22 protein-coding genes are annotated in these 24231 nt (G+C 58.9%); 8 read left to right on the top strand and 14 right to left on the bottom strand.

The annotated features are described in order from the left end of the window. Positions 1 to 4 precede the first annotated feature (4 nt). From F8A88_RS00800 to F8A88_RS00775, 6 genes are all read right to left on the bottom strand, one after another. Positions 5 to 1279 (bottom strand): sulfite exporter TauE/SafE family protein, encoded by a 1275-nt coding sequence (locus F8A88_RS00800; protein WP_151149037.1) that lies wholly within the window; start codon positions 1277 to 1279, stop codon positions 5 to 7. A 132-nt stretch (positions 1280 to 1411) separates the two neighbouring features. Further along, entirely contained in the window at positions 1412 to 1843 is a 432-nt protein-coding gene (locus tag F8A88_RS00795) for a response regulator (RefSeq protein ID WP_151149036.1), read from the bottom strand. Then, complete coding sequence (locus tag F8A88_RS00790; RefSeq protein ID WP_151149035.1) at positions 1836 to 3548, bottom strand: sensor histidine kinase; 1713 nt, start codon at positions 3546 to 3548, stop codon at positions 1836 to 1838. The genes F8A88_RS00795 and F8A88_RS00790 overlap by 8 nt, the downstream gene beginning before the upstream one ends. A 550-nt stretch (positions 3549 to 4098) precedes the next feature. Beyond that, the gene (locus F8A88_RS00785) at positions 4099 to 5211 is read right to left on the bottom strand and encodes an FmdE family protein (protein WP_161598287.1); all 1113 of its coding nucleotides are present in this window, start codon (positions 5209 to 5211) and stop codon (positions 4099 to 4101) included. 363 nt (positions 5212 to 5574) lie between these two features. Next, positions 5575 to 6117 (bottom strand): LamG domain-containing protein, encoded by a 543-nt coding sequence (locus F8A88_RS00780; protein WP_151149033.1) that lies wholly within the window; start codon positions 6115 to 6117, stop codon positions 5575 to 5577. A gap of 201 nt (positions 6118 to 6318) precedes the next feature. Next, positions 6319 to 6804: a hypothetical protein gene (locus F8A88_RS00775; protein ID WP_151149032.1), complete on the bottom strand. Its 486-nt coding sequence runs from the start codon at positions 6802 to 6804 to the stop codon at positions 6319 to 6321. Positions 6805 to 7047: 243 nt separating this feature from the next. On the opposite strand from F8A88_RS00775, the gene F8A88_RS00770 reads away from it, so the two are divergent. Together F8A88_RS00770 and F8A88_RS00765 are read left to right on the top strand one after the other, a co-directional pair. After that, on the top strand, positions 7048 to 7347 hold the full coding sequence (locus F8A88_RS00770; protein ID WP_151149031.1) for a metal-sensitive transcriptional regulator: 300 nt from the start codon (positions 7048 to 7050) through the stop codon (positions 7345 to 7347). A 21-nt stretch (positions 7348 to 7368) separates the two neighbouring features. After that, positions 7369 to 8241: a substrate-binding periplasmic protein gene (locus tag F8A88_RS00765; RefSeq protein ID WP_151149030.1), complete on the top strand. Its 873-nt coding sequence runs from the start codon at positions 7369 to 7371 to the stop codon at positions 8239 to 8241. Here the strand turns inward: F8A88_RS00765 and F8A88_RS00760 are convergent. After that, positions 8228 to 9022, bottom strand: coding sequence for a substrate-binding periplasmic protein (locus F8A88_RS00760; RefSeq protein WP_161598286.1), 795 nt, complete (start codon positions 9020 to 9022; stop codon positions 8228 to 8230). The two genes, F8A88_RS00765 and F8A88_RS00760, sit on opposite strands and share 14 nt — an antisense overlap. A gap of 482 nt (positions 9023 to 9504) precedes the next feature. Between F8A88_RS00760 and ilvB the strand changes: the two genes are divergently transcribed. From ilvB to F8A88_RS00745, 3 genes are all read left to right on the top strand, one after another. Further along, positions 9505 to 11175, top strand: a complete 1671-nt coding sequence (ilvB, locus tag F8A88_RS00755; protein ID WP_151149028.1) for a biosynthetic-type acetolactate synthase large subunit — start codon at positions 9505 to 9507, stop codon at positions 11173 to 11175. Then, on the top strand, positions 11165 to 11461 hold the full coding sequence (locus tag F8A88_RS00750) for an ACT domain-containing protein (protein WP_241667297.1): 297 nt from the start codon (positions 11165 to 11167) through the stop codon (positions 11459 to 11461). The genes ilvB and F8A88_RS00750 overlap by 11 nt, the downstream gene beginning before the upstream one ends. A 236-nt stretch (positions 11462 to 11697) precedes the next feature. Further along, the gene (locus tag F8A88_RS00745) at positions 11698 to 13059 is read left to right on the top strand and encodes a sodium-dependent transporter (RefSeq protein ID WP_151149027.1); all 1362 of its coding nucleotides are present in this window, start codon (positions 11698 to 11700) and stop codon (positions 13057 to 13059) included. Between the two features lie 88 nt (positions 13060 to 13147). Here the strand turns inward: F8A88_RS00745 and F8A88_RS00740 are convergent, their stop codons facing one another. Both F8A88_RS00740 and F8A88_RS00735 read right to left on the bottom strand, forming a co-directional pair. Beyond that, positions 13148 to 13807: an HAD family hydrolase gene (locus F8A88_RS00740; RefSeq protein ID WP_151149026.1), complete on the bottom strand. Its 660-nt coding sequence runs from the start codon at positions 13805 to 13807 to the stop codon at positions 13148 to 13150. Beyond that, a complete protein-coding gene (locus F8A88_RS00735) occupies positions 13804 to 14763 on the bottom strand; it encodes a sugar-binding transcriptional regulator (RefSeq protein WP_151149025.1) in 960 nt (319 codons plus the stop codon). The genes F8A88_RS00740 and F8A88_RS00735 overlap by 4 nt, the downstream gene beginning before the upstream one ends. Positions 14764 to 15166: 403 nt before the next feature. Between F8A88_RS00735 and F8A88_RS00730 the strand changes: the two genes are divergently transcribed. Further along, on the top strand, positions 15167 to 16318 hold the full coding sequence (locus F8A88_RS00730; RefSeq protein WP_151149024.1) for a two-component system sensor histidine kinase NtrB: 1152 nt from the start codon (positions 15167 to 15169) through the stop codon (positions 16316 to 16318). Positions 16319 to 16602: 284 nt separating this feature from the next. On the opposite strand, the gene F8A88_RS00725 is transcribed toward F8A88_RS00730, so the two are convergent. Both F8A88_RS00725 and F8A88_RS00720 read right to left on the bottom strand, forming a co-directional pair. Further along, positions 16603 to 17196: an HD domain-containing protein gene (locus F8A88_RS00725; protein WP_151149023.1), complete on the bottom strand. Its 594-nt coding sequence runs from the start codon at positions 17194 to 17196 to the stop codon at positions 16603 to 16605. A 127-nt stretch (positions 17197 to 17323) separates the two neighbouring features. Then, positions 17324 to 18151, bottom strand: a complete 828-nt coding sequence (locus tag F8A88_RS00720; protein WP_151149022.1) for a nitroreductase family protein — start codon at positions 18149 to 18151, stop codon at positions 17324 to 17326. A gap of 207 nt (positions 18152 to 18358) precedes the next feature. Between F8A88_RS00720 and F8A88_RS00715 the strand changes: the two genes are divergently transcribed. Further along, positions 18359 to 19636: a double-cubane-cluster-containing anaerobic reductase gene (locus tag F8A88_RS00715; protein ID WP_151149021.1), complete on the top strand. Its 1278-nt coding sequence runs from the start codon at positions 18359 to 18361 to the stop codon at positions 19634 to 19636. Then, positions 19633 to 20394: an acyl-CoA dehydratase activase gene (locus F8A88_RS00710; RefSeq protein WP_151149020.1), complete on the top strand. Its 762-nt coding sequence runs from the start codon at positions 19633 to 19635 to the stop codon at positions 20392 to 20394. Before F8A88_RS00715 ends, F8A88_RS00710 begins: the two co-directional genes overlap by 4 nt. 58 nt (positions 20395 to 20452) lie before the next feature. Here the strand turns inward: F8A88_RS00710 and F8A88_RS00705 are convergent, their stop codons facing one another. The 3 genes from F8A88_RS00705 to F8A88_RS00695 all read right to left on the bottom strand — a co-directional run bounded on the left by F8A88_RS00705 (position 20453) and on the right by F8A88_RS00695 (position 24224). Next, positions 20453 to 20887: a response regulator gene (locus tag F8A88_RS00705; protein WP_151149019.1), complete on the bottom strand. Its 435-nt coding sequence runs from the start codon at positions 20885 to 20887 to the stop codon at positions 20453 to 20455. A 360-nt stretch (positions 20888 to 21247) separates the two neighbouring features. Further along, the gene (locus F8A88_RS00700; protein ID WP_151149018.1) at positions 21248 to 22678 is read right to left on the bottom strand and encodes a transferase; all 1431 of its coding nucleotides are present in this window, start codon (positions 22676 to 22678) and stop codon (positions 21248 to 21250) included. A gap of 76 nt (positions 22679 to 22754) precedes the next feature. After that, positions 22755 to 24224, bottom strand: a complete 1470-nt coding sequence (locus F8A88_RS00695; protein WP_151149017.1) for an SLC13 family permease — start codon at positions 24222 to 24224, stop codon at positions 22755 to 22757. Positions 24225 to 24231 lie beyond the last annotated feature (7 nt).

Raw genomic sequence — 24231 nt, 5'->3', positions numbered from 1 at the left:
CCTCCTATCGCTTCAGGGTTGGGATATTCTTCAGGAAGGTGCCGATGACCCAAACCGAGAATCCGCCGATGACTATGAAAAAAGCCCAGATGCCGATGTCGTTGAGCACCGACCCCAGCGCTGGCGATATGGGCAACACGTCCATTTCCCCGAGCTTGCCCGGAAGGGCAAAGATACGGTTCATGAAACCGGCCAGCACGGCCATGGCATAAAAACCGCGGATAGTGATACCCGGTACCACCTTGGTCACCAGCGCGCCGATCTGGATACCCAGCAGGGACCCCACCAGCATGCCCATGGCCAAGGTGTAGAAGATAAAGCCGTAAATGGCGTACTGGGAAATGGACGCGAACCCTGCCGTGAACACGATCTGGAAAATGTCGGTGCCCACAGTGGTCATGGAGGAGACACCCAGCACATACACGAAGATCGGGAAGGTCAGGAAGCCGCCGCCAACGCCCATGATGCCTGCGGCCAATCCCACCAGCGCGCCGGAAAGCACCAAAAAGACCCAGGAAATGCTGCGTCCGCCGGGAGTCAGGTCCTGGTCGAAGGTGACCATGGGGGGGATATTCATGGCCTGCAAAGCCTTGGCCATGCCGCCCATATCAGCGCCCTCGGTCTTGCCGCCGCCGTGCGCGCAGGTGCCGTCGCCCGCCTTGCGGCAGCGCAGAAAATCGGACAAGGCATAAAAACCCAGGAAACCGAGCATGAGCGAATAGACGGTTGTGATGAACGCATCACTCAGAACCGGGTTGATCTCGTAGAGCACGCGGTTGATGACCCCGCCTGCGGTGGCGCCCATGATGGCCCCCACCAGAAAAACTACGGCCAGAGCCACGGACACGTTGCCCAGCTTGCGATGGATGACACTGCCCATGATCGCCTTGGCAAAGATGTGGAACAGATCGGTCCCGACGGCGAGAATACCCTTGATGCCGGCGCTCATGAGTGCCGGCGCGATAATGAATCCGCCCCCAGCGCCGATACAGCCGGTGATGAGCCCGGCGCCCATGCCAATGGCGATGGACACCAGAAAGATGCCCAGACTGTAGAAGGCCGGACTGTAGGATTTCTTGCCGCCCAACAGGTCCGGCAGCACCGGAGCCACCTCGTCGGCAAACGCTATCCCGCCCAGCACCACGGGAATAAGCAGGAGTCCGATCATCATGATCCGCTTTCTGCTGCTCAAGATGCTCTTGGCGTTTTCAATCTCCCACTGTGCGAGCGCTCCCGCTCCCGCCATCATGAAATTTCCCCATCTGTTGAAAAAATTCATGGTATCCTCACTCTATGATTTTTCAGTCCGGGGTTGTCCGAACTTTTGTTTCCATCCTGAGCCACTCCCTGCCCGGACTGGTGACAACGGTGTTGGGTCCCGTAGCCCTGCTTCCTGGAGCCATACTCCTGCCTATACTATACTTCCGGCAATATGATCCACCCGATTTTTGGTTGCCTGGGCTTCTCTTTCGCGCTTATGCGCTGCGGCCTGATGAATTCTATCGACCAGAACCTCGATATCGCACGGCTTCAGCAAATAATCATACGCGCCCTTGTGCATGCCTTCGATGGCCGACTCCACAGTACCGTGGCCGGTGAGCATGATGACCTCCACCTGCGGATAGCCCTGCCTGATGTCCTCGAGAACGCTCATCCCGTCTCGGCCGGGCATCTTCATGTCCAGCACGACCACGTCAATTCCGTTGTGCTCTGCCAGCAGATTCAGGGCGCCTTCACCTTCAAACGCCTTATGGACAAACATGTTTCGCCTGCTCAGCCGCCTGCACATTGCATCCACAAACCCTGCCTCATCGTCCACAAACAGGATGACGGCATCAGTCATGATGAACCGCCTTGGTCTGATTTTCCCGCTGTCCGGAAGAGGCGAAGGGAAGCCGGATGGTGAACCGGGCACCCTTGCCCGCAGAGCTTTCCACATCTATTTCTCCGCCCATGCGACGGATGATTCCGTAGCAGATGGACAGGCCAAGCCCGCTCCCTTTACCCACGGGTTTGGTGGTGAAAAACGGGTCAAAGACGCGATCCAGATTGGCCTCGGGGATACCGGGGCCTGTGTCCTGAACATTGATGACGGCCCACGGCCCTGCAGCCATGCAGGAAAGGGAGAGCTCTCCGCCTTCCGGTTCCATGGCCTGAATGGAATTGTTCACAAGATTCAAGAAAACCTGCTGCAGCTCCGAAACCGAAGCGCGCACTCGAGGCATGTCCTCAAGATCCAGATTGAAGTTGACCTTGGCAAATCGGGCCTGTTGCATGGACAGGTTGACCACCTCCTCAATGAGCGGGGCAATGGAAACATCGGACGCTTCGGAATCGGTCTGACGCGCGAAGCTGAGCAGCTTGTGGGTGATATCCTTGCACCGCTGCCCCTGGGTGCGAACCTGCCTGAGGGCGCGGGCAACCTCGTCACTGCAGGAAAGCTGTTTCTGCTCGTCCTCCAACAAGTCGCCCACCCATCCGGCCTCCTCGATCATGATGGCCACCGGGTTGTTGATCTCGTGGGCAATGCCTGCAGCAAGTTCGCCGATGGAAGCCAGCTTCCCGGCCTCCACCATCTGCTTGTTCATGAGTTCAGCTTCCCGATCGATGCTCTTGAAACGGGCCATGAGCTTTCTGGACATAACCACCGCCATGCCCACGATTCCCAACCCGCCGAGGAGAAAAATAGCCAGCGTGAAAAACTCGCTGCGGTTCATGGCGGAAAAGGCGTCGTTCCATTTCTGCTGATAGACCAGCCGCCAATCTCCTCCCTTGAGGGAGGAAGAAACGATGATATAGTAGGCATCGTCGCTGCCCTTTGACCTGTTCATCCGGATGCCTGCCCCCAAGGCCTCGGGCACGATTGATTCCACCGGGGCAAGCGTAAAACTGCTGCTGCGCCCTGCGGGGGGCTTGGTCTGGAACACGCCGCTCCGGTTGAGAATATAGGCGTGCCCGGTTTCACCGATGCGGATGCTCTCCACCAGATTGCTGAAGGCCAGAAAGTCGATGGTGGCTCGAAGCGTCCATTGTTTGCCTCCGGCAACGGCATTGGCGGCAATGATGAAATGCGGCGACCGGCGCAGCCCCAGAAAAACGTCGCTGATCACCGAAACCTTTCCCCGAGACTCCAGATACCAGTCGGCCTTGGAATAATCCGCGCCGAGCAGGTCAAAGGGCCCGGCATAGGCGATCTGCCTGCCGCTTTCATCAATGATGCCCAGATCCACAAAAATGAGACCATACTGCTGCTGGATGTCGCGCAGGGTCTTTTCCAGAAAAACGTTGTCGGAAAGCTGGTCAAAGGAGAACGCCCTGTTCAGGAACTGAACCTCGGAAAGCTTTTCATGAAGGAAGGTATCGACGGTGGCCGTATGCTTACCCACCACCTCGACGAGCAGCGCATAGACCTTTTCATGATAGATGGACCGGAAATGGTTGAAAATGAGCCCGCCGACAAGAATAAGCGGCGCCATGGATACTGTGACCACAGTAAACACCATGTTGCGCGACAGCTTGTGGTATGAGCCTTTTTCCCGAACCTGCATACATCTCTCCCTGGAATACGCGCCGAGTCAACGCGCGTTTCTGGGCAATGAGCAAGCCGCGTGCCAGACGCCTGACAGAAGGCAACACAGAAGCCAATGAAGCACACAACGCGTAAGCGCTGAAATAATTAACTATAAAAACAAAGCCATCGAGGCCGACACCAAGCGTATCAACGTCCTCTCAGGCATTTGAAATCCCTATTCAATACAAAAAAAGGGAAAAACGGTACAAAAACTCCCACTGGAACATTTTGTACCGAACAAATGAAAAGACCACGGGAGGTCCTCGTTATCGTGTTGCTTGCACGACACCCTGCAAAGCGGGGCGTTTTGAACCACCCCAAAAAAACAACGGACCTGTAAACGATCTCAGAGAGCTAAATCCAGACGCGAAACCCAGCCGGTCAGAGAGCGTCATCGCACGAACCGTTCCTTTGAAACCCGAAAAGACAGCAGCGTTACCCGCCGATTCATGCCAAAAGCCGCCTCCGGCCGTCCCACACGGGAACGCCGAAAGCGGCTTCGTGATTGTATACAGTAGCCGGTGGCGCTACAATTTGTGCAGCGTTCCGATCAGGTCCGTGCCCGGCTGCATGAGATCGCGGGGCATCATGCCTGCCGCAAGATCGAACTCCTTGAGCGGCTCGACCATGGCCTCGGCCCTGTCCATGTTGTCCATGAACCACAGGTCCGCGTGCAGTTTGTCCAGTACTTTGTTGCCAAAAGACTTCTTGCCGTATTCGGCCTTGGCCTTGGAGAAATCGAAGCCCAGCACGGTGCCGTGCCACGGCTGGCCCTTCTGCTGCGTGAAGATCACGGAGCAGGCACGGTTCAGGGGAGCGGGCCATGCGGCACGCTGCTTGCCCGTGGGATAGACCACGGCATAGCTGCGCTTGCCCGGCGTGGCGTTGAGCAGGGTGGTCAGTGCGTCTTCCTTGCACCATGGATTCACGCTCAGCACAAAGCATCCCGCGTCCGGCGAAGGCAGCAGATTGTGACGCACGTAGTTGGCCAGCACGATGCCGGAACTCACGCCCGGGCAGAAGTGGTCATGTACCTGAATGGCCTTGAGCGTTTCGCTGTTGCAATTACGGGCGGCGGCATTGGCCGTGGTCACGATGCGAAACGCATTGTTGCCGAAAAGCCCTTTTTTCAGTTGTGCGGAAAAATCAGCGGCATGGGCGAACAGATAGTCCGCGTCGATTCTGGCCATCTGGGCCACCCCGGCCTTGATCGATTCCGGTGATTCGCCCTGCAAGGCCTTGGCGGCCCGGGCCGACTCATATTCAAGATACACGCACTGGCCCGTTTTCTTGCTGAAAAAGGCAAACCACAGCGGCTGGTCGAAACGGCTTTGCAGGGTCAAAAGCGTGCACGCCCCGACCGTGGCGCCCGTGGCCTCGGCAATGCCGTCCAGACAACCCTTTGTGGAATTCTCGCCCGGCATGGCGTACCCCGCGTTGGTCACCGCGATGACCTCAGCCTGCGACCAGTCCATGCCCAGCATGCCGGAGGCCTGTGCGCTCGCAGCCTGCCCCAATTTCACGGCGTTGCCGTACTGTGCCGGAGCTGCCAAAACCGCGGTGGAAAAACAAAATGTCAACGTCGCAGCCAACGCAAGCCACACGCCGAACGACCGCACTTTCCTGTATGTTCTGTCCATGGTGAACACCTCCATCCTTCGATTCGTTCAAGGTTGACGACAGGAAACAGCACGTTCATGGGCGTACAGGCACACGGCAGCGAAAAAAGATACCCCGGTCCGCCCTCCGGAAAAATCCGACCGCCCTGCCCACCCCTCACAGGCTGAAAACGGCACACCTCGAACCGTGTACGAAGTCTCGCCCGGCACATGCTGTCTGCATAAACTTTCCATTTTCGTATTACTTTTGCCAAAGAATTACAATATGGAAGATATGAAATTCAAACTGATAAACAATAAATCATACGAAAACGAGAAAAATGACACTTCATGGCCCAAAAAAAGGCCGCCAAAAGGGGCGGCCCATGAACGAACACGAATCTGCTATCGAAAATAGTAATACTGACGGTCGCCCTGCGAGACCCAGCTGCCGTAAACCTTGACACGGTTGACATGCACTTCGTCATCAACGGCCCTGAAGGAAATGTTGCGCGCCAAACGAGCCACCAGCACCTGATGCCACTTGCCGCGTTTCTTGATGTCGATCCTGTCCTTGATCAACACGCCGTCCGCATACACGGCAAGCTTACCCTCGTGATGCTTGCCGATCAGGTCGTCGGCATGAAAGACCACCTTGTCCACATAGGCCGGGCGCTGCAGTGAAAGGATCAACTCCTGAAAATCGTTATCCTTTCCGCCAATAACCCGGACCACTTCGGGATGATACTGCATGAGCATGCCTGCAGCCAGGTCCTGCTCCAGTTCCAGTTTTTCCCGCCGTTTCTGCTCTTGCTGCCGCCGTTTTTCCTCTTCCTGCCGCAGCCGCATGCGCTCCAGCCGGTTGGCCTCTTCCTGCTTGTGCGCCTCGAGCTTTTGCTCCGGGGTCAGCTGGTTCCATTCCTCGTCACTGATCCCCAGAGGATGCATGCTGCACCCCAGCAGGAACAAGGAAATAAACACAACAAACGACAAACGAAACAAACGACTCTTCGATTCCATGCGCACGCTCATGCGGTAATCCTTTGCGGTTGTTGATGCGAAGCTCAATCCAGCAGAATTTTTCTACAGCGGGTACGGCGCAATGGCAACAGGTGCCGATCGTGCAAAAAAAGAAAGGGGGGGGAAATTTCAGATATACAGCGTCTTGAACGAGCGGCCACTTTCCCGGGACCTGCGCATTTCCTCCATTCCAAGAGCCACGGTGCGTTCCAGCCGCCTCACCAGCATCCTGCGCTTCACCTTGCGCCCCCAGGACCTGATAACCGAATCCGAACCGAGTTGCAGGCGAATTTCCATCTTCATGAGCGTATCCGGGCGGGAAAGATCCTGATCGACAAGAGGAGCAAGGCGCACGTCGATTTTTCTGAATTCGGAACAGGCCGAACGGGCAGTGGCATTGAGGCGCAGAATCTCCTTTCTCGTAAACGCCAGATGCGAAGGTTTGACAGGGCCGGAAAAATCATATTCCGCCGCCAGCGTTACCGGTTCGGGCTCGTCGGGAGCACGCCGTTTCATATCCACCACATAGCCCGTGCCCAAACCCGCTCCGGCGGCCAGAAGGCAAAATATCGAGGCCCACAAAAGCCCCATCCAGACACTTCCCTTGTCGCTCATTCCTGCACCTGCAACACAATTCCTTCAATCGCCGGGAAACTGCGCGTTTTTCGCAAACCAAAAACAGACTCTTCACGTATTCTATATACTTATTTTCGATTCCGGATTCAATTCTTTTCGCAATCTGCAAAAAATACGCAATCAATCGCTCGATCAGTCGGCGGGCACAGGTTGCCATTTTCTCCGCCACGGACTATTCCCCGCCCAGTCGATGCAACCCATTACCCTCCCAGGAGCACGTCCATGAACAACGGGCATGAACCGGCAAAGGACCAGGAACAGCTCAAAAAAAATGTACTCTCCCGCCTGAAACGAATCGAAGGCCAGGTGCGCGGCCTGTACCGCATGGTGGAAACGGACAGAAGCTGCCGTGATGTCCTCGTGCAGATGCGGGCCGTTGATGCGGCAATAAAATCAGCACGGACGCAGCTTCTCAAGCGCCGCCTTGGTCAATTTGAAGAAATGGAATCCTCAGGCGCCAGCGAACACGCGGAAGCCCTGAAGGATCTGATCAATGACCTGTCCCGATTCATGGACGAATAGGCGGTTAAACAGATTCAGACCGTGTGGAACTATAACTGCATTGCGCGCGCCATGCACACGTCCTATCCTCACCTCATGATGAACAACCGTATTTGCCATGGGGCCGGGCCGCACCATTCCCTCCTGCTCCGGGCAATGGTCCTTGCTCTGGGACTGGCCCTGTTTGCCATGTCCACCAACGCGCTCGCCCGCAAAAACGTCCTGCGGGTGGCGGTTGAATACCATTACCCGCCCTTCAGCCAGACGGACAAAAACGGCAAACCATATGGATTCAACGTGGATATCGCCCATGCGCTGAGCAAGGCCATGAACATGCAATGTGAAGTCCGGGCCTTCAACTGGAATGAACTCATCCCGGCCCTGCTGGACAACAGGGTGGACGCCATCATCGCCAACATGGCCAAGACTCCGGAACGTTCCACGGTGGTATCCTTCACAAAACCCTACCAACGTTCCAAGACCGGATTCGTGGGCTACGGCACCAGCCCAAAAATTCCGCTGACCCTGCAGGCGGCCCGAAACAAGCGCCTCTGCACGCAGTCCGGCACCATTCAGTTCAAATACCTGAAAGACAAATACGGAAAAGAGGCGCATGTAATCGGCTTTCCGACCATGGAGGACGCCCTTCTGGCCGTGGCGGAAAAAGAATGCGATCTGGCCCTTGCGCCATTGCTGACGGCCTTCGAATTTCTGAAATCGAAAAAAGGCGGAGAGTGCGAACTGGTGGGCAAGGCCCTTTCCGAGCAGGAATATCCTCACAATTCGTCACACATTGCCGTGCGCAAGTCGGATTCCGAGCTTCGCAGCAAACTGAACCGCGCCATCGACCAGATATCCGCCTCGGGCATATATCACACCATCAGCCGCCGATACTTTCCATTCAGCGCTTTATAGAATCCTTTCCCTCGGCTTTTTGCATCAGGCTCTTGTGCAAGGCCATGGCGTTGATTCTCGTGAGCCCCTCGTTGAAAATATCTCTCCAGTGGTGACCCTCAACGGTGCCGGCAAAGCAGGCGTACAAAAGGTTCTCGCCCAACAGTCTGTCCTGAAACCGAACGCCGTCTCGCCGGCCCCGAAAAAAACGGGATGAACGCAAAATCCAGTTGAACACGTGTTGGTCGATGACAGCCAGATCAATGCGCCCCTCCAACACCTTGCGCAGGTTGGTTTCATCGTCCATCACGGGTTCTACCCACAGCTGTCTGTATTCGACCATAGCATCAAAGTCCGGTGTGTTGACATAACCGGCAACCACGCCGATGCGGGCTCCGCGCAAATCGCGAAGCTCATGCCACGGCCATGGTTTGTCCGCAGGCTCCACTATCCCCAGCGGGCTTACCCCTATGGGGGTCGAATACGAATACGATTCACGGCGTTCAGCGGAATCGTATTCCGGCATATACCCGATCACCCCGCTGTCCATGCCCATTTGCGAAAGGACTCGCTGCCACGGAAAAAAACGTACTTCTAGCCGATAGCCCATGGCCTCAAACGCCTTGCGGGCCACACAGACGCTCACCCCCTGACCGGGTAGGGAAGCCCCGGAATAGGGAGGCCATTCCAGCGAAGCCATGGTCACCACGGGCAACGCATCGCCGGCTGCCGCACGGAAAGGAAAGGTCGCAAGGACCATGCACAGGAGGATTGCGCATACGCCTGCCTTCACTATTTTCATGCCCCATGTTGCCATGGGAAAAAAGTACCACGACCAAAGCTTTGGCGCATAGTATAAAAATACGGCAAAGGCCTTGCCTTTGCCGCACGGACGGTCTATGCACAATGGAAAGAGAAAAACCATGACGCATTCCCTGACGCACATACACACCTGCAGCGACGACCGCCTAGCCGTCGTATCCATCGTATCCGTAGTAGTAGTACGTCATTCATTCCGGGCAGCGCCTTAGGTTTTTCGGTCATATTCGCAAACCGACCCCCCGAAGGCGCAGCCTTCGGGGGGTTTTCAGTTTCAGGACACAGGCAAACGAGGAGCAGGCAATGATCACCATGAACGCAATCGTAGTAGTACCCGTACTAGCAGCACTCCCGGTCATCCGGGCAGCGCCGTAGCGGCATGGGCACAAACCGAGAAAATCCCACCCCCGCAGGCGCAAGCCCGGCGGGGGTTTTCTTTTACCGCACACAAGAGGAGCAAAAAGCATGAAACGCACGGGAGCACAGATCATCACCACCCTGCTGGAGCGGCAGGGCGTCACCACCATCGCGGGCATACCGGGCGGGGCCACCCTGCCGCTGTACGACGCGCTTGCCGATTCGAAAATCAACCACGTGCTCACCCGCCACGAGCAGGGCGCGGGATTCATGGCCCAGGGCATGGCCCGGGTCACTGGCAAGGCCGCCGTGTGTCTGGGCACGTCCGGCCCGGGTTCCACCAACCTGATCACGGCCATTGCCGATGCCCGGCTCGACTCCATCCCCATGGTGGCCATCACCGGACAGGTGCCACTGCCCATGATCGGCACGGACGCCTTTCAGGAGGTGGACACCTACGGGCTGACCCTGCCCATATCCAAGCACAATTTTCTGGTGCGCAGCACCGAGGAACTGCTCGAGGTCATTCCCGAGGCGTTTTCCATTGCCGAATCCGGGCGGCCCGGCCCTGTGTGCGTGGATATCCCCAAAGACGTGCAAACCGGCGAAATCGAATTCGACGCATGGCCTGAACCGGGCAAAAGAACACCCCTTGCCCAACCCGAGCCCGAAGACATCCAGTCGCTCGCCCGCATGCTGGGCAAGGCCAAACGCCCCATCCTGTACATCGGCGGCGGCATCACCTCGGCCCGATGCTGCCAGGAACTGCAGCAGCTGGCGCGGCACAACAGCATCCCCGTGGCCTGCACCCTCATGGGACTGGGCACCATGCCCTCCGACGATCCGCTCTTTCTGGGCATGCTCGGCATGCACGGCGCGCGCAGCACCAATCAGGCCCTGCAGGAAGCCGACCTGTTGCTGGCCATTGGCGTGCGCTTTGACGACCGCGCCACAGGCAAGCTCAACGAGTTCTGCCCGGACGCCAAGATCGCCCATGTGGACATCGACCGTTCGGAAATCGGCAAACTGCGCCCGGCCAGCATCTCCATTGCCGCGGACGCGGGCGCGGTCATCCGCCAGCTGCTGCCCCTGACCGAGGAATCGGAACGCACGCAATGGCAACGCCGCATTGCCGCACTCAAGACCATGGACCCGGAAATGCCGGAACACGGCCACGAACACCCCTTGGGGGTCATCGAGCGGGTGGCCGGGATCATGGACGAAAACAGCGTCATCACCACGGACGTGGGCCAGCACCAGATGTGGGTCGCCCAACACTACCCGTTCCGCAGGCCCCGCACCCTGCTGACCTCCGGCGGGCTGGGGACCATGGGTTTCGGCCTGCCCGCGGCCATCGGCGCGGCCATGGCCTCGCCCGGCAGGCGCGTGGTCTGTTTCAGCGGCGACGGCTCCATTCTCATGAACATTCAGGAGCTGGCCACACTGGCGGACCTGAACCTGCCCGTGACCGTGATCATCATGAACAACGGCCACCTCGGGCTGGTGCGCCAGCAGCAGGAACTCTTTTACGGCAACCGCACCACGGCCTCGCGCTTTGCCACGGTGCCGGACTTTGCCGCCCTGGCACGCGCCTTCGGCCTGCGCAGCGCGAACCTGAACAGGGAAACCGACCCGGAAGCAGCCCTGGCAAACGCCCTGTGCGGCAGCGGCCCGTGCATCGTGGAAATGCCCATCGACCACGCCCGCAACGTCTATCCCATGGTGCCTCCCGGAGCCGCCAACCACCAGATGATCGAAGGAGCCGCCCATGACTGCTAACGCCCATACCGCAACCATGGCCAAGCCCGTGATCGAACTGCACGTTCACAACCATCCGGGTGTCATGTCCCACATCACCGGCCTGTTCGCACGCCGCGCCTTCAATCTGGAGGGCATCCTGTGCGGCGCGCTCGGGGACGGCAGCACCAGCCGCATGTATCTCATGGTCAACGAGGACAAGCGCCTCGGACAGCTGGTCCGCGAGCTGGAGCGGCTGCACGACATCCTTCAGGTAACCATGCGCAACGACGTGAATGAATCCGCCTTTGATCCGCAACACGTCTGAGCGTACTCCCCCTGCCCCGCCCCACCTCCTCCGGGGCAGGGGGAATTTCAATCCCAAAGCCATCCTCCACCGAACACAACCCCTTCTCTTGTGCCAAAATCCTAATTTTATTCGACGAGGAGCAGTTTTTGGCTACATTAATTAAATAACACCTTGCCAACTGCGCGCATCCGTTCTACTGACCCTCAGGTTTTGCGGACAATTTTCCAATCAGAAACAGGGGAGGAGGAGCGACAATGGCCACACCACAATGCAACCGGGACGGCTTCGCCACAAGGCTCGGCGTACTCACGGCAACGCTGGGTTCCGCAGTGGGACTCGGCAACATCTGGAAATTTCCATACATGACAGGCGAGCACGGGGGCGCGACCTTTCTGGTGGTCTACATTCTGGCCACGCTGGTGGTGGGGCTGCCGGTCATGATCTCGGAGATCATGCTCGGCCGCTATGGCAAGGCCAACGTCATCGCCACATGGCGCAAGCTGACCCCGAACCGGATCTGGACGCTGGTGGGCGTGGGCGGCGTTGTGGCAGCCGTGGCGCTCATGGCCTTTTACACCGGTGTGGTGGGCTGGGTGTTCAGCTATGTGGTCAAGGCTGTCAGCGGCCAGCTCAACACCACGGACCCGGACGTGGCCTCGGCCGTGTTCGGCGGCATGGTCTCCAATACATGGGGCGCGCTGGGCTGGCAGTGGCTGGTGCTGGCGCTGGTGAGCGTGATCATCATCGCGGGCGTTTCCAAGGGCATCGAGAAGGTCACCAAGACCCTCATGCCCATCCTGTTCATCATGCTGCTGATCGTGTGCGCACGCTCCCTGACCCTGCCCAAGGCGAGTCAGGGGCTGGCCTTCCTGTTCACCCCGGACTTTTCCAAGGTCACGGTGGACGTGGTCTATATGGCGCTGGGCCTGGCCTTCTTCAAGCTCTCGCTGGGCGTGGGCACCATGATGACCTACGGCAGCTACTTCCGCGACGACGCCAACATCCCCATGACCGCCACCCGCGTGATGCTGGCGGACCTGACCGTCTCCCTGCTGGCGGGCATCGCCATCTTCCCGGCCGTGTTCAACTACGGATTCGAGCCCGCTGCAGGCCCTGGCCTGCTGTTCATGACCATTCCGGCCGTGTTCAGCTCCATGCCCGGCGGCCAGCTGTTCATGTCCATCTTCTTCATTCTCACGGCCATCGCCACCATCGGAGCCATGCTGTCCATCATCGAGGTGCCCGTGGCCTTCATGACCGAAACGTGGGCCGGCTGTTCCCGCAAGACCGCCACCATCGCCACATCGCTGGTGCTGGCCCTGTTCGGCGTGCCCGCCACCCTGTCCTTCGGGGTCATGGCAGACACCACGTTCTTCGGCAAGACCGTGTTCGACTGCTACGACTTCCTGTCTTCCAACATCCTCATGCCCAGCGTGGGCCTGTGCCTGTGCGTGTTCGTGGGTTGGTTCTGGGGCAAGGACCACGTGACCAAGGCGCTCTCCAACAACGGCATGCTGGACAACGCAACCTTATCCGGCATCTACTTCACGCTGGTGCGTTTCGTGTCCCCGGTGCTGGTGGCCATCGTGCTGCTCAAGGGACTGAACGTCTTCTAGCAGGTCCGGCAACTGCTTTACGACCCAAAAAAACGGGCCGCATCATCCTGATGCGGCCCGTTCTGCGTTTGCCGACCGTGCGTAACAATCAGTCCAACAGATGATGCGGGAAATCGTCAGGTTTGCGGATCGCAAAATCCGCCGCGGGCAAAGGCTCGTCCGGGGCGCACAGCAATGAATCCATGTGCAGGGGCCATGCGCAGACCACGCATCCGGCTGCGCGCGCAGCGGTCAGCCCCACCAACGAATCTTCCACGGCCAGACAGTGCTCCGGCGCAAGCCCGGCCCGGCGGGCCGCCGCCAGATACGGGTCCGCATGCGGCTTTCCCCGGGGCGCGTCGCGTCCGCTGATGAAAAAATCCATGCACGATTCAACGCCGATGATGCGCAGGTTGGTGCGCACGACCTCTGCATCGCCGTTGGAAACGCACGCCTGCGCCACGCCCTGCGCGGCCAGTTCGCGCACCACGGCCACGGTGTCGTCACGGCGCATGGAAATATCCAGCCGCCCCATGTACTCCCGTGCGCACCATTTCCCGAAATGTTCAAAATCCGCGTCCGCAGGCAGGTTCGGGCGCAGCAGGTCCCATTTTTCCGGCATGGTCTTGCCCAAAAGGTTCTCGTTGGCCTGCTCGGTGAGCGCAAAGCCATGGTCCGCGCACCAGTCGCGGATGACCTCGTAGTGAAGCTGTTCCGTGTCGATAAGCGTACCGTCCATGTCCCAGAAAACCGCACGGACGCTGTTCACGGTGTCTCCTCCCCGGCAAGGGCCAGCAAGGACTCGGCCGTGAGTTCGTCGGTGACCAGCACGTCAACGTAGCCCCCGGCCAGTGCGGCCCGCAACACCGGGACCTTGTGCAGTCCCCCGGCCGCCAGAATCTTCACGGCCGCATCCGGCAGACGGTCAAAGGCCGGCCCCATGAACCTACGGTTGAGCGTGTGTTCCACCCGGTTGCCGTGCCGGTCCAGCAAAACCCCGAAGACCTCGCCCACGGCTCCGGCCTCGCACAGGGAAACACGCTCGTCCTCGGTGATGGCCCCGAGATTGACGTTGGTGGAACGGTTGGTCAGGTCGCCCGCGCCCACAAGGGCCATGTCCACCTCGGAGCCCATCTCGAAAATCGTGGCAAACATTTTCTGGGTCATGAGGGTCTCGCGCATCTGCTCGGAGGGCGCGTACATGGGCGCGGCAATGTAATAGCATTCCTCGGCGTTGAGACGACGGGAAAACACCGAGGCAACGTCATAGGGCGTGGTGGTGGAACTGCTGGGCAGGCCGCCGAACAGGGAAACGATGCGAATGCCGCCCGGGTTGCGCTGGATCAGCGACCGCCCGCTGGCGCGCAGAGTGGTGCCCCAGCCCAACCCAAGGGTCTGGCCGTCGCGAATGCGCGCGGAAAGATACGTACCCGCAGCCCTGCCGATGGCCGTATACAGATGCCGCTCCCGGGTCGGCGTCGGCACGACCACGGCCTTGGTCAATCCGAACGCCCTCTCCAGATCATGCTCGGCTCCGGCACAGCCCGTGATCTCGGAATTGATGATGATCTGCACCAGTCCGGTATCGCGGCACTCCTGCAAAATGCGGTTGACGCGGGCGCGGGTCATACCCATGCGCTCGGCAATCTCCGCCTGCGTCATTTCCTCGTTGTAGTAGGCCCAGGCAACGCGTGCGTACAGCCCTTCGCCGTGCAATTCGCTCATCTCGATTCTCTTCCCTGATTCATCGGCAGCGCCCGCAACCTTGGCAGGATGCCTGATTTACGCGACCCCATGACAATAGGACGCATCCCCGTGTCCGCGCAATGACAAAAGCCTGTTCCACAAGACATTTTTTGTATCAGAAAAACGAGAACAGAAAAAAGCGTCGCTATGTATAGAATTCGCAACAATCTGTCATGGCAGGGAAAATCATTAACAATGACCACCAATGCCGCAAAAAAACGATGCTGCCAGCCTGATCATTTCCACAGAGCGGGCAGGTCTTTTGTCACCGAAACGATCACATTGACAAACGCATTGCCACCAGCCCGTTCAGAGTGCATCTGGACGTTAAAGGCGCGGGCATGCTATTGATTCAAGGAAACCTGCAAACAGGAAAAACGCCATGCCGCATTCGGAAGAACTGGTTATCGCCAACATCATGGAAGGGCTGCCCGTGGGCATTCTGGTCATCCGGCCCGACGGAATCATTGCCGCAGCCAATCCCGCCGCTGCCGAAATACTGGACATGGTGGATGCCCCCATGCAGGACCAGCCATGGGCCGACCTGTTTCTGGAGGATGCCGGCTCGTCGGACCTTGCGGACGCCATACTGGAAGCGGTGCAGCATGGGGCCGTTGGCTTGCAAAAAAGCATTGCCCACCAACGAAAGGACGGAAAAACCAGCCATCTGCAGGTGACGACCTCCTATCTCAAGGAAAACGATACAATCGTAGCCGTGGTGCTGCTGCTGGAAGACGAAACCGAACGCGTGGAAATGCTCAAGCGGGAAAACCGCCATTTGCGGGAAATCCATCAATTACAGGATGCGCGTGTGAAGGGACTGAACAAGCTGGCCCTTTCCGTGGCCCACCAGATACGCAATCCGCTCATGACCATCGGCGGGTTCGGGGCCATGATGCTTCGCGAACAGGAACCCGGATCACCCTATTCCCATCATCTGGAAGTCATTCTGGAAGAGGCGCGGCGGCTGGAAAACGTGGTTGCCTCAGTGCGCGACTATGCGCAACTCCGCCCGGCGCGGCGATCACGCGTGCCGTCCTGCGTACTGCTGGCCGAACTGGAGGACCACGCCAACAACCGGGCGAAAAACGACGGACGCACGCTGGAGTGGATCACGGCCTGTCCGGTGGTGGACTTTTTCGTGGACCACGAACTCTTTCTCAAGGCCATGCAGGCATTGATCGACAACGCTTTCGACTTCACCGAGCAACACCCCCTGCGGCTGCGGGTCATGGCCTCGGCCGAAGACGATGCCTGCGTGATCACGGTACGCGACAACGGCCCGGGCGTTTCGCAGGAGCATCTGCCCTTCGCCTTTGATCCCTTCTATTCCAGCAAGCCGGACGGCGTAGGCATGGGCCTGCCCACCGCACGCAGAATCATCGCCGAACACGGTGGAACCCTGACCCTGCACAGCCGTGAAAACGGGGCCGAAGCCATGGTTGTCATGGGTCCGGAAGCATTGGTCTTTCCTGAAAACGAACAACGGCAAAACAAGGACGCCCCCCACAACCTCCTGCCCGAACAGGAGTGACGCACATCGAGGTGACGCCCGCAAGCGACCGGATGCTTATCGGTCACCCCTCGGACCTGCACGCGCACCACAATCAGGCTGTCCGTTGTGCGGCAACGCAGCAGATGGTCCTTTTTCAGCCATGCCCGCACACCTTGCGGACCATCTCCAACCAGCCACACAAACGCGAAACGGACTGCTCAAAAAGGGGCAGATGCAAGGCGCAAAAAACGGACAGGGCCGACGCGTACAACACGTACGCGAGGGGCTGTCCGGTTTGCGGCAACGCAGCAGATGGTCCTTTTTCAGCAGTCCGCCACGAGAAAGCCCTGCTCCACAGCCTCATCCAACATTTCCAAAACCACGGGCCAAAGCCTGGGCGCGCCGTCCTGAATCTGGCCCATGCGTCCGAGGACCTTGCTTTTGGGGATGTCATAGATGCGCCATGTGCCGCCCTGGGTTTGCATGTTCTGGAAGAGCACCTGAAAACGATCCAGCGAGTTGGCGAAACGGGAATCAAGGGTTTCACAGGCTTCGAACTCGTCCCAGAGCGCGCGCATTTCGCGCTGCTGGTCTTCGGGCAGCAGGCCGAAAATACGGTCCGCGGCGGCCTGTTCGCGCTCGGCTTTGTCCTCGTAGCCCTTGGTATCGTAACAAAAGGTGTCGTCCGCATCGATCTCCACCACGTCGTGAATGAGCATCATCTTCATGACGTGGAGCTGGTCCACGCCATCGGGCGCGTATTCCATGAGAAACATGGCCATGACGCTCATGTGCCATGAATGTTCGGCACTGTTCTCGCGGCGCGAACCGTCCATGATCAGGTTGCGGCGCAATATGGTCTTGAGGCTGTCCAACGTGTTGGAAAACTCAATCTGGCGTGCGAATCGTTCATCCATGGCGTATCGGCTCCGTGGCTTGGCGGGTGAAAAACGGATGCCGTGAAGTACCAAAAAACAACGGCAAGCAAAAGGACCGCCCCGGCGCGAAAAACCGGAACGGTCCGTTGTCGTTCTGCGGGGGACCCTACAGTGAAACGCGGTGCACAGGCAGGGGATCACGCTGCACCGCGCGCCGGAATGTCACGTCCGGCGTGCCGAAGGTCATGACATAGCCCACCACATGATCTTCGGGAATGCCCAGCACGGCGGGCAGTTCCGGCGCCACCGTGGTCATGGCCCAGACAGCGAAACCGTCCCAGAGCGTGCCCAGGCCGAGGCTGTTGGCGAACAGCTCGAAATAGGAAAGACTGATCAGGCAGTCTGCCTGCGGCGTGGGGCTCTGCTTGGGCGAGGAGGCCACGATCATGTGCGGCGCGCCCCGGAAAATGATGTCGATGCCACGCTCGTCCCAGAGCTTCAGGAAATCCTCGAACACGCTGGAAGGCCCGGTGGCCCGGCCCTCGGCAACGCCCTTGCGCACGCCTTCCATGAATGCGGCGCGCATCCTGTCCATCATGGCCGGGTCGTCCACAACCGTGAACCGGGTCTGCAAATTGTTCTTGCCCGTGGGTGCGCTGGAAACCACGTCCAGCAGACGTTCCAGCACTTCCGGATCCACGGCCTCCTTCTTGTAGCTGCGAACGGAGCGGCGGCCCCGGATGAGCTGCTCCATCTGCGCGTCCGACGGCAGGTTGTCCAGAGGCACGCTCTTGTCCGGGTCCTTGCCCAGAATGGACAGGGCCGCAGTAGGACAGACCGCCAGACAGTGCTGGCAGCGCAGACAGAGTTCATCGCGCCCCTGGGCGATGACCGGGAAACCGTCGTCTGCCATGGCAATGACGCGCATGGGACAGACCGACGCACACTCGCCGCATTGAACGCAGCGTTCCTGATCTATGGAAAACTCAAGCATTATCGTTCACTCCTTCCTGTGTGACTCATTTGTTGGGCCATTCTTACCACGATCCCGGCATTTGTTAAGCAGGCACCTTCCGGAAACCACTCGTGCCGAACCGCGGACAAGCACCTACCCCTTTACTCGAAAAAACACCCGGTGTACGACATATTGATTAAATCTATAGCTGTCATAGACACATCAGAATAATCAGGAGTCTCGACCATGACGCAACAGAACTACAGGAAAATGTGGGAAGCCCTTGACCTTGATCTCGACGCCCATGACGGGTTGCTTGAAGTATTGGGCAAATTTTACGGGGACATCTATCTTTCGCAGCAGGGGCGGCTGGCCGGAGCCGAGTATCTGGATTTCGTGCTCTCGGAAATCCACGGGCTGCGCATTCAGGAACTGCGCGAGGCGCAGGCCGCGGGCCGCAAGGTCATCGGCAGTTTCTGCGTGTTCGTGCCCGAGGAAATCACCATGGCCGCGGACGCCATTCAGGTGGGGCTGTGCGCCGGGGCCGAGGCAGGCACGGAACAGGCCGAGCAGGTCATTCCGCGCAACACCTGCGCGCTGATCAAATCCTTTGTAGGCTTCAAGATGGCCAAGCTCTGTCCGTTCACTGAATCCTGCGACCTCGTGGTGGGCGAAACCACCTGCGACGGCAAGAAAAAAGCCTATGAGGCCTTCAATGAACTGACGCCCACATATGTGATGGAGGTGCCGCAGACCAAGAGCAAGGCCGCGCTGGAATTGTGGAAAACCGAAATCCGCCGCTATCTGGCCGAGGTGGAAAAACTGACCGGCAACACCGTGACCGCGGAAAAGCTCAAACAGGGCATCAAAACCGTCAACGCCAGGCGGCGCGTGCTGCAGCGGCTCAACAAGCTGCGCGCGGCAAGCCCGGCCCCCATCTCCGGCCGCGACGCCCTGCTCATCAACCAGATCAGCTTCTACGACGACCCGGAACGCTTCACGGCCAAGATCAACGAACTGTGCGACGAACTGGAAACCCGCATTGCCGAAAAACAGGGCGTGGCGGACGAGGACACCCCGCGCCTGCTGCTTTCCGGCTGTCCCATGGCCGTGCCCAACTGGAAACTGCCCTATGTTACGGAAAGCGCGGGCGCGGTGATCGTGGGCGAGGAATCCTGCATCGGCACGCGCAACTTCCGCGACCTCGTGGACGAATCCGGCACCACGCTGGACGAGATGATCGACGCGCTGGCCGAACGCTACATGCAGATAGACTGTGCCTGCTTCACGCCCAACACCGAACGGCTGGACAACGTGACCGCGCTGGCAAAGGACCTGAACGCGGACGGCGTGATCCACTACAGCCTGCTCTTCTGCCAGCCCTATTCCCATGAATCCATGAAGGTGGACAAGGCCCTGCAAAACGAGGGCATCCCCATGCTCTCCATTGAGACGGACTACTCCATGGAAGACGTGGAACAGCTCAAGACGCGCATCGAGGCCTTTGTGGAGACACTGGCGTGATCGTCGGGCTGGACATCGGCTCGCGCTCCATGGAGTTGGTGGTGCTGGAAAACGGAAAAATCACGCACAGCGCGACCCTGCCCACCACCTTTGACCCGCTGGGCCAGTGCGCAAAACTGCTGGAAGGAATCACCCCTTTGGCGGTGGTGGGCACCGGCTATGGCCGGGAGCTGGTCAAAAAGGTCGTGGAACGACTGTATCCGGAATGCCCGGTTTCCACGGTCACGGAGATCAAGGCCCATGCGCTGGGCGCGGCCCACTGGTTCCCCGAAGCCGGAACCGTGCTGGACATCGGCGGTCAGGACACCAAGGCCATGGCCGTGAAGGACGGCCGCGTGCTCAAATTCGAGATGAACGACCGCTGCGCTGCCGGGACCGGCAAATTCCTCGAATACACGGCCGGGGTGTTCCAGATTCCGGTGGACGAATTCGGCGCCTATGCCCTGCAGGGCGACAACGCCCCGCACATCAGCGCCATGTGCACGGTCTTTGCGGAAACCGAGGCCACCTCGCTCATGGCGCAAGGGCACAAACCGGAAAACATCGCGCTGGGCCTGCACAAGTCCATCGTCAAGCGCACCCGCAACATGCTCGGCCGCGTGGGCCTGCGGCCTCCGGTAGTCTTTACGGGCGGCGTGGCCAAAAACCCCTGCGTGCTCTCGCTGCTGGCCGAGGAACTGGGGACGGAGGCGACCCTGCTGGTTCCCGACGAACCGGACATGACCGGCGCACTGGGGGCGGCCCTGAGCATCAACTGAAAAACGGCCCCGGAGAACCTGCTCCGGGGCCGCATAAAACAACAGGAAAACGATACGGCTACACGCCCATACGCCCGGTGATGTCCTTCATCTGGGCCTGAATGATCTTTTCCTCGTGAATATCCTTCTTGTCCTTGGCCTGACGCACCAGATCCATGAGAGTCTCGATCTCACAGGGCTTGAGCAGATAGTCGAACGCACCGTTCTTCATGCCGTCAATGGCGGTCTCGATGGTGCCGTGACCCGTGAGCATGATCACTTCCACCAGCGGATGTCCGGAACGGATGGCCCGCAACACGTCCAGCCCGTCCATTCCCGGCATCTTCACATCCAGCACAACCACGTCGATCTCCGGATCCTTTTCCAGCACGTCCAGCGCGGCCTTGCCGCTGTCCGCGGTAACAACCCCCATGTCCCGTGCGGACAGACGCTTTTCCATGATGGACAGGAAGTTCACTTCGTCGTCCACAAGCAATATTTTGGCAATGTTCATTCCAACCTCCCAGTAAACCAGGTTTCGACCCGCTTTCGGGTCAATGCCCAACGACCCGGATGCCGTTGCGGCCAGCCTCGCATTCGATGGCCGGGGGGACTTCCGCCGCAGGCCGCCCCTGAACGAACGCACAGTATTGCAAGCATCAACCTATCCGGAAATGCCGGGAAATCCCTGCCGAAGACACCATTTCGACAGCGCCGGGGCGCAACACTCCGCAAAAACAAGGCCGGTCCCGTCCAGAAAAGGCGCGGCCACACCCGAACGAGCACACCGAAGCGGTGCTGTTATTGTCCGGGCCATGGTCCATGCGCACTCCCCTGGCCGAAACCGGCCGGTTACGCGTGAATCCGCCGAGGCCTAATGCGTCAGCGGCTTGATGAGCATGGTGGGGCAAAGTCCCTTGTATTCGCCGCCCATATACGCCTGCACCGTGTTGTACGATACTTCCTGCGTTTTCTGGGCATGACCGGCGGTTTCAGGACTGCCGTCAAAGTATGCTCCGTTTTCCTCAAGTATATGCTCGATCCTGTGGGCAAAGCCGTTCACGAATGCCTCGGCATCGCCCGTAAAGCTCATCCTGCCCAGGGAAAGGGAATTGCGTTTGCTGAATTCCTCCAGGGCGATGGTGTTGTTCTTCAGGTCCTCCTGCGTGCGGATGTAGCCCCACACCAGCGAACCGTCCGGAATCTCGATGGCTTCCACCGCATCAATGATCGTGTGCGGCATGATCACACAGTTGCGGCCCACCTTGACGCGGGCATCCTCGGTTCCGTGCAAAAACGAGTTGAAGCCCGTGAAGGTCTTGCGGCCGAGGTCGCAGTTGATGACCTTGCCGCCGTGGGCCGTGACGTTCATGCCCTCGTAATTGGAATTGATGATGTAACAGTTTTCCTGCGCGTTGGAGCCGTCTCCAAGCCGTGAATTGTCGATAAAGGCGCGCTGGGCCACCAGCACGTTTTCGCCCACCGCGCAATCGCCCTTGAGCACGGAATAGTGGCTCACGAACGAGGTGTCCGGTATTTCCTGTGAAATCTCGGGCTGGGCCGCGTTGTACACGGGTTCAAAATCGGCCTTGTGGCTTTCGCAGAAATCCATGAACACGCCCTTGGGGCGCTTGTTGGCGTCCATGGAAATGAACTTGTCCAGCACGTTGCGGTCATGCTGGTAGTTGAGTTCGAACACACCCGGCTGCCGGATCCAGATCCGTCCCGGTTCGATACGCTCGCCCGAAAGGTCGCCCGCCTGCACGTAGGAAAAATCGCCGACGATGCAGTTGCGGCAGGTGCACAGGTCCACGGTGGCAAAGGGCGCGATGTAGCAGCCCTCCACGGATGTGCCGTGGATGTTTGCGTAATGCAGGGACAGAGTGTTCAGGATGCGGAAAATTTCCACGTTCTCGGCGTCGTGGGAATTGTTGTGTACCAACGTCTTGACCAAAAAGCTGTGTCGAATGGAAATGCGCTCGTCCTGGAACAGTTCAAGATCGGCTCCATTGACCTTGACCACGGTTCCCTTTTTCTTGAGTTCGTCGCCGCGGATGTCGCTTTTGTACACCACGGAAAGTTCCACTTCGCACTTGCCAAGGAAATAGGTCCCGGCAAGGCTGGAATGGGTGAACTGGAATGAGAGCGGATGCTCGGTGGTCAGCGCGTAGAAGGCGTAATAGATGGAATGGCTGTCGTGCGGGATCAGCCCATCCACGTATTCGCCCACCTTCATGTCGGGTTCACGAAGGTTTGCAGTGATGCGATTGACGATGTCCTTGATGAGATTGTTCAGTTGTTTCACAGTCCGGTCCGCCTTGGTTCAGGTTATGGCCCGGACCGGACATCAGTCCGGTCCGGGCTCACGAGATCAGGCCGGGCTACCCCCCTACAGGCAGGGTCACGGGCATTCCCATGATAGGCCAAATAACCAGGGCGGCAATGCCAACTACCACCATGAGCATGATGCTTGCGGGGATGCCGTAAGCAAAGAACTCACCGGTGCTGAACATGCCGGAATCATATGCGATTGCGTTGGGAGCCGCACCGACCAGCAGCAGGAAGGGCATACCGGCGGTTACCAGGGCAGCGTACAGAATCACGTCCGGTGCCACACCAAGGTACGGAGCAATGACCAACGCGACAGGCAATGAAATGGCAATTGCCGCCACGTTCATGATGAAGTTTGTCATAATCATGACAAAGAAGGCAATGCTCATGACGAAGATAAACCAATTTGCATCCTGGAACATGACCAGCCAGTTCACGGCCATCCACTTGGCCGCACCGGTCTGCCAGAGACAGAAACCGATACTCATGGCACCCGCAAACAGCAGGATGATGTTCCAGGGAATGTCTTCAAGGTCCTTGAGGTCCAGAATCTTGAACACGAAGAACAGGATGGACGAAACAAGGATGATGGCGGTCTTGTTGAGCATCTTGAGCTCGGGCACGAACGCGCGGGCGCTCATGACCCCGATGACGCCCAGCACGATGACTGCGGCCAGAATCTCCTGACGGGTGATGGGTCCCATCTTGGCGTTGAGCTCGCGGGCCTTTTCGCGCAGGCCGGGAATGGTGGCCTTTTCCGGCTTGAAGAAGACCATGAAGAAACCCCAGAGCAAAAAGACCATGAGCCAGCCGATGGGGAACATGTACCAGCTCAGTTCGAAGAAGCCGATGTCGCGGTGCACGACTTCCTTGAAAAAGCCCAAAGCAACCGCGCCGCGCGCCGCGCCCAGCAGGGTCACGATGGAACCCGCGCCCGCCACGTAAGCCATGCCGATGAACAGGCCCTTGCCGAACTTGGTGGGCTTCTTGCCCTCGCCGTACAGGCTGTAGATGGCCAGCAGCAGCGGGTAGATGGTGGCCGCCACCGCGGTATGCGCCATGATGTGGGTCAGCAGTGCGGTGACCACGAACACGCCCAGATAGATGCGACTCGTCTTTTCACCCACCACTTCCAGCATCTTGTAGGCCAGACGCTTGGTCAGACCGGTCTTGGTGAACACCAGCCCGATCATGATGGACGCGAAAATGAACAGCACGGACGGGTCCATGAAATCCTTGAACGCCACCTTGGCGGGCCGGATGAAAAACATGGCCTGCATGACGCCGATGAGCAGACTGGTCACGCCGATGGGCACGACCTCGAACACCCACCACGTTCCGGCCAGCAGAAACACCGCAATGGCGCCCTTGCCCTCGCGGGAAAGCAGGAAATGTTCACCCATGGGGTCCACGGCGTCGGGCCACATGGGACTGTAGTAAACCACAGCGAACAGCGACACGCCGAGCAGCATGAACACAATCCGCTTCCAATCGAATTTTTCGGCCTGAGTCGAAGCCATTACTGCC

The sequence above is a fragment of the Pseudodesulfovibrio senegalensis genome (assembly GCF_008830225.1).
GTDB lineage: Bacteria > Desulfobacterota > Desulfovibrionia > Desulfovibrionales > Desulfovibrionaceae > Pseudodesulfovibrio > Pseudodesulfovibrio senegalensis.
The sequence above is the reverse complement of the archived record's forward strand: the minus strand, read 5'-3'. Positions and strand labels throughout refer to the sequence as shown.

Bases quoted from the DNA above. Each gene is read 5' to 3' on its own strand.
- F8A88_RS00800 (WP_151149037.1), bottom strand. From the start codon at position 1,279: ATGAATTTTTTCAACAGATGGGGAAATTTCATGATGGCGGGAGCGGGA.
- F8A88_RS00795 (WP_151149036.1), bottom strand. From the start codon at position 1,843: ATGACTGATGCCGTCATCCTGTTTGTGGACGATGAGGCAGGGTTTGTG.
- F8A88_RS00790 (WP_151149035.1), bottom strand. From the start codon at position 3,548: ATGCAGGTTCGGGAAAAAGGCTCATACCACAAGCTGTCGCGCAACATG.
- F8A88_RS00785 (WP_161598287.1), bottom strand. From the start codon at position 5,211: ATGGACAGAACATACAGGAAAGTGCGGTCGTTCGGCGTGTGGCTTGCG.
- F8A88_RS00780 (WP_151149033.1), bottom strand. From the start codon at position 6,117: ATGCATCCTCTGGGGATCAGTGACGAGGAATGGAACCAGCTGACCCCG.
- F8A88_RS00775 (WP_151149032.1), bottom strand. From the start codon at position 6,804: ATGAGCGACAAGGGAAGTGTCTGGATGGGGCTTTTGTGGGCCTCGATA.
- F8A88_RS00770 (WP_151149031.1), top strand. From the start codon at position 7,048: ATGAACAACGGGCATGAACCGGCAAAGGACCAGGAACAGCTCAAAAAA.
- F8A88_RS00760 (WP_161598286.1), bottom strand. From the start codon at position 9,022: ATGAAAATAGTGAAGGCAGGCGTATGCGCAATCCTCCTGTGCATGGTC.
- ilvB (WP_151149028.1), top strand. From the start codon at position 9,505: ATGAAACGCACGGGAGCACAGATCATCACCACCCTGCTGGAGCGGCAG.
- F8A88_RS00750 (WP_241667297.1), top strand. From the start codon at position 11,165: ATGACTGCTAACGCCCATACCGCAACCATGGCCAAGCCCGTGATCGAA.
- F8A88_RS00745 (WP_151149027.1), top strand. From the start codon at position 11,698: ATGGCCACACCACAATGCAACCGGGACGGCTTCGCCACAAGGCTCGGC.
- F8A88_RS00735 (WP_151149025.1), bottom strand. From the start codon at position 14,763: ATGAGCGAATTGCACGGCGAAGGGCTGTACGCACGCGTTGCCTGGGCC.
- F8A88_RS00730 (WP_151149024.1), top strand. From the start codon at position 15,167: ATGCCGCATTCGGAAGAACTGGTTATCGCCAACATCATGGAAGGGCTG.
- F8A88_RS00725 (WP_151149023.1), bottom strand. From the start codon at position 17,196: ATGGATGAACGATTCGCACGCCAGATTGAGTTTTCCAACACGTTGGAC.
- F8A88_RS00720 (WP_151149022.1), bottom strand. From the start codon at position 18,151: ATGCTTGAGTTTTCCATAGATCAGGAACGCTGCGTTCAATGCGGCGAG.
- F8A88_RS00715 (WP_151149021.1), top strand. From the start codon at position 18,359: ATGACGCAACAGAACTACAGGAAAATGTGGGAAGCCCTTGACCTTGAT.
- F8A88_RS00705 (WP_151149019.1), bottom strand. From the start codon at position 20,887: ATGAACATTGCCAAAATATTGCTTGTGGACGACGAAGTGAACTTCCTG.
- F8A88_RS00695 (WP_151149017.1), bottom strand. From the start codon at position 24,224: ATGGCTTCGACTCAGGCCGAAAAATTCGATTGGAAGCGGATTGTGTTC.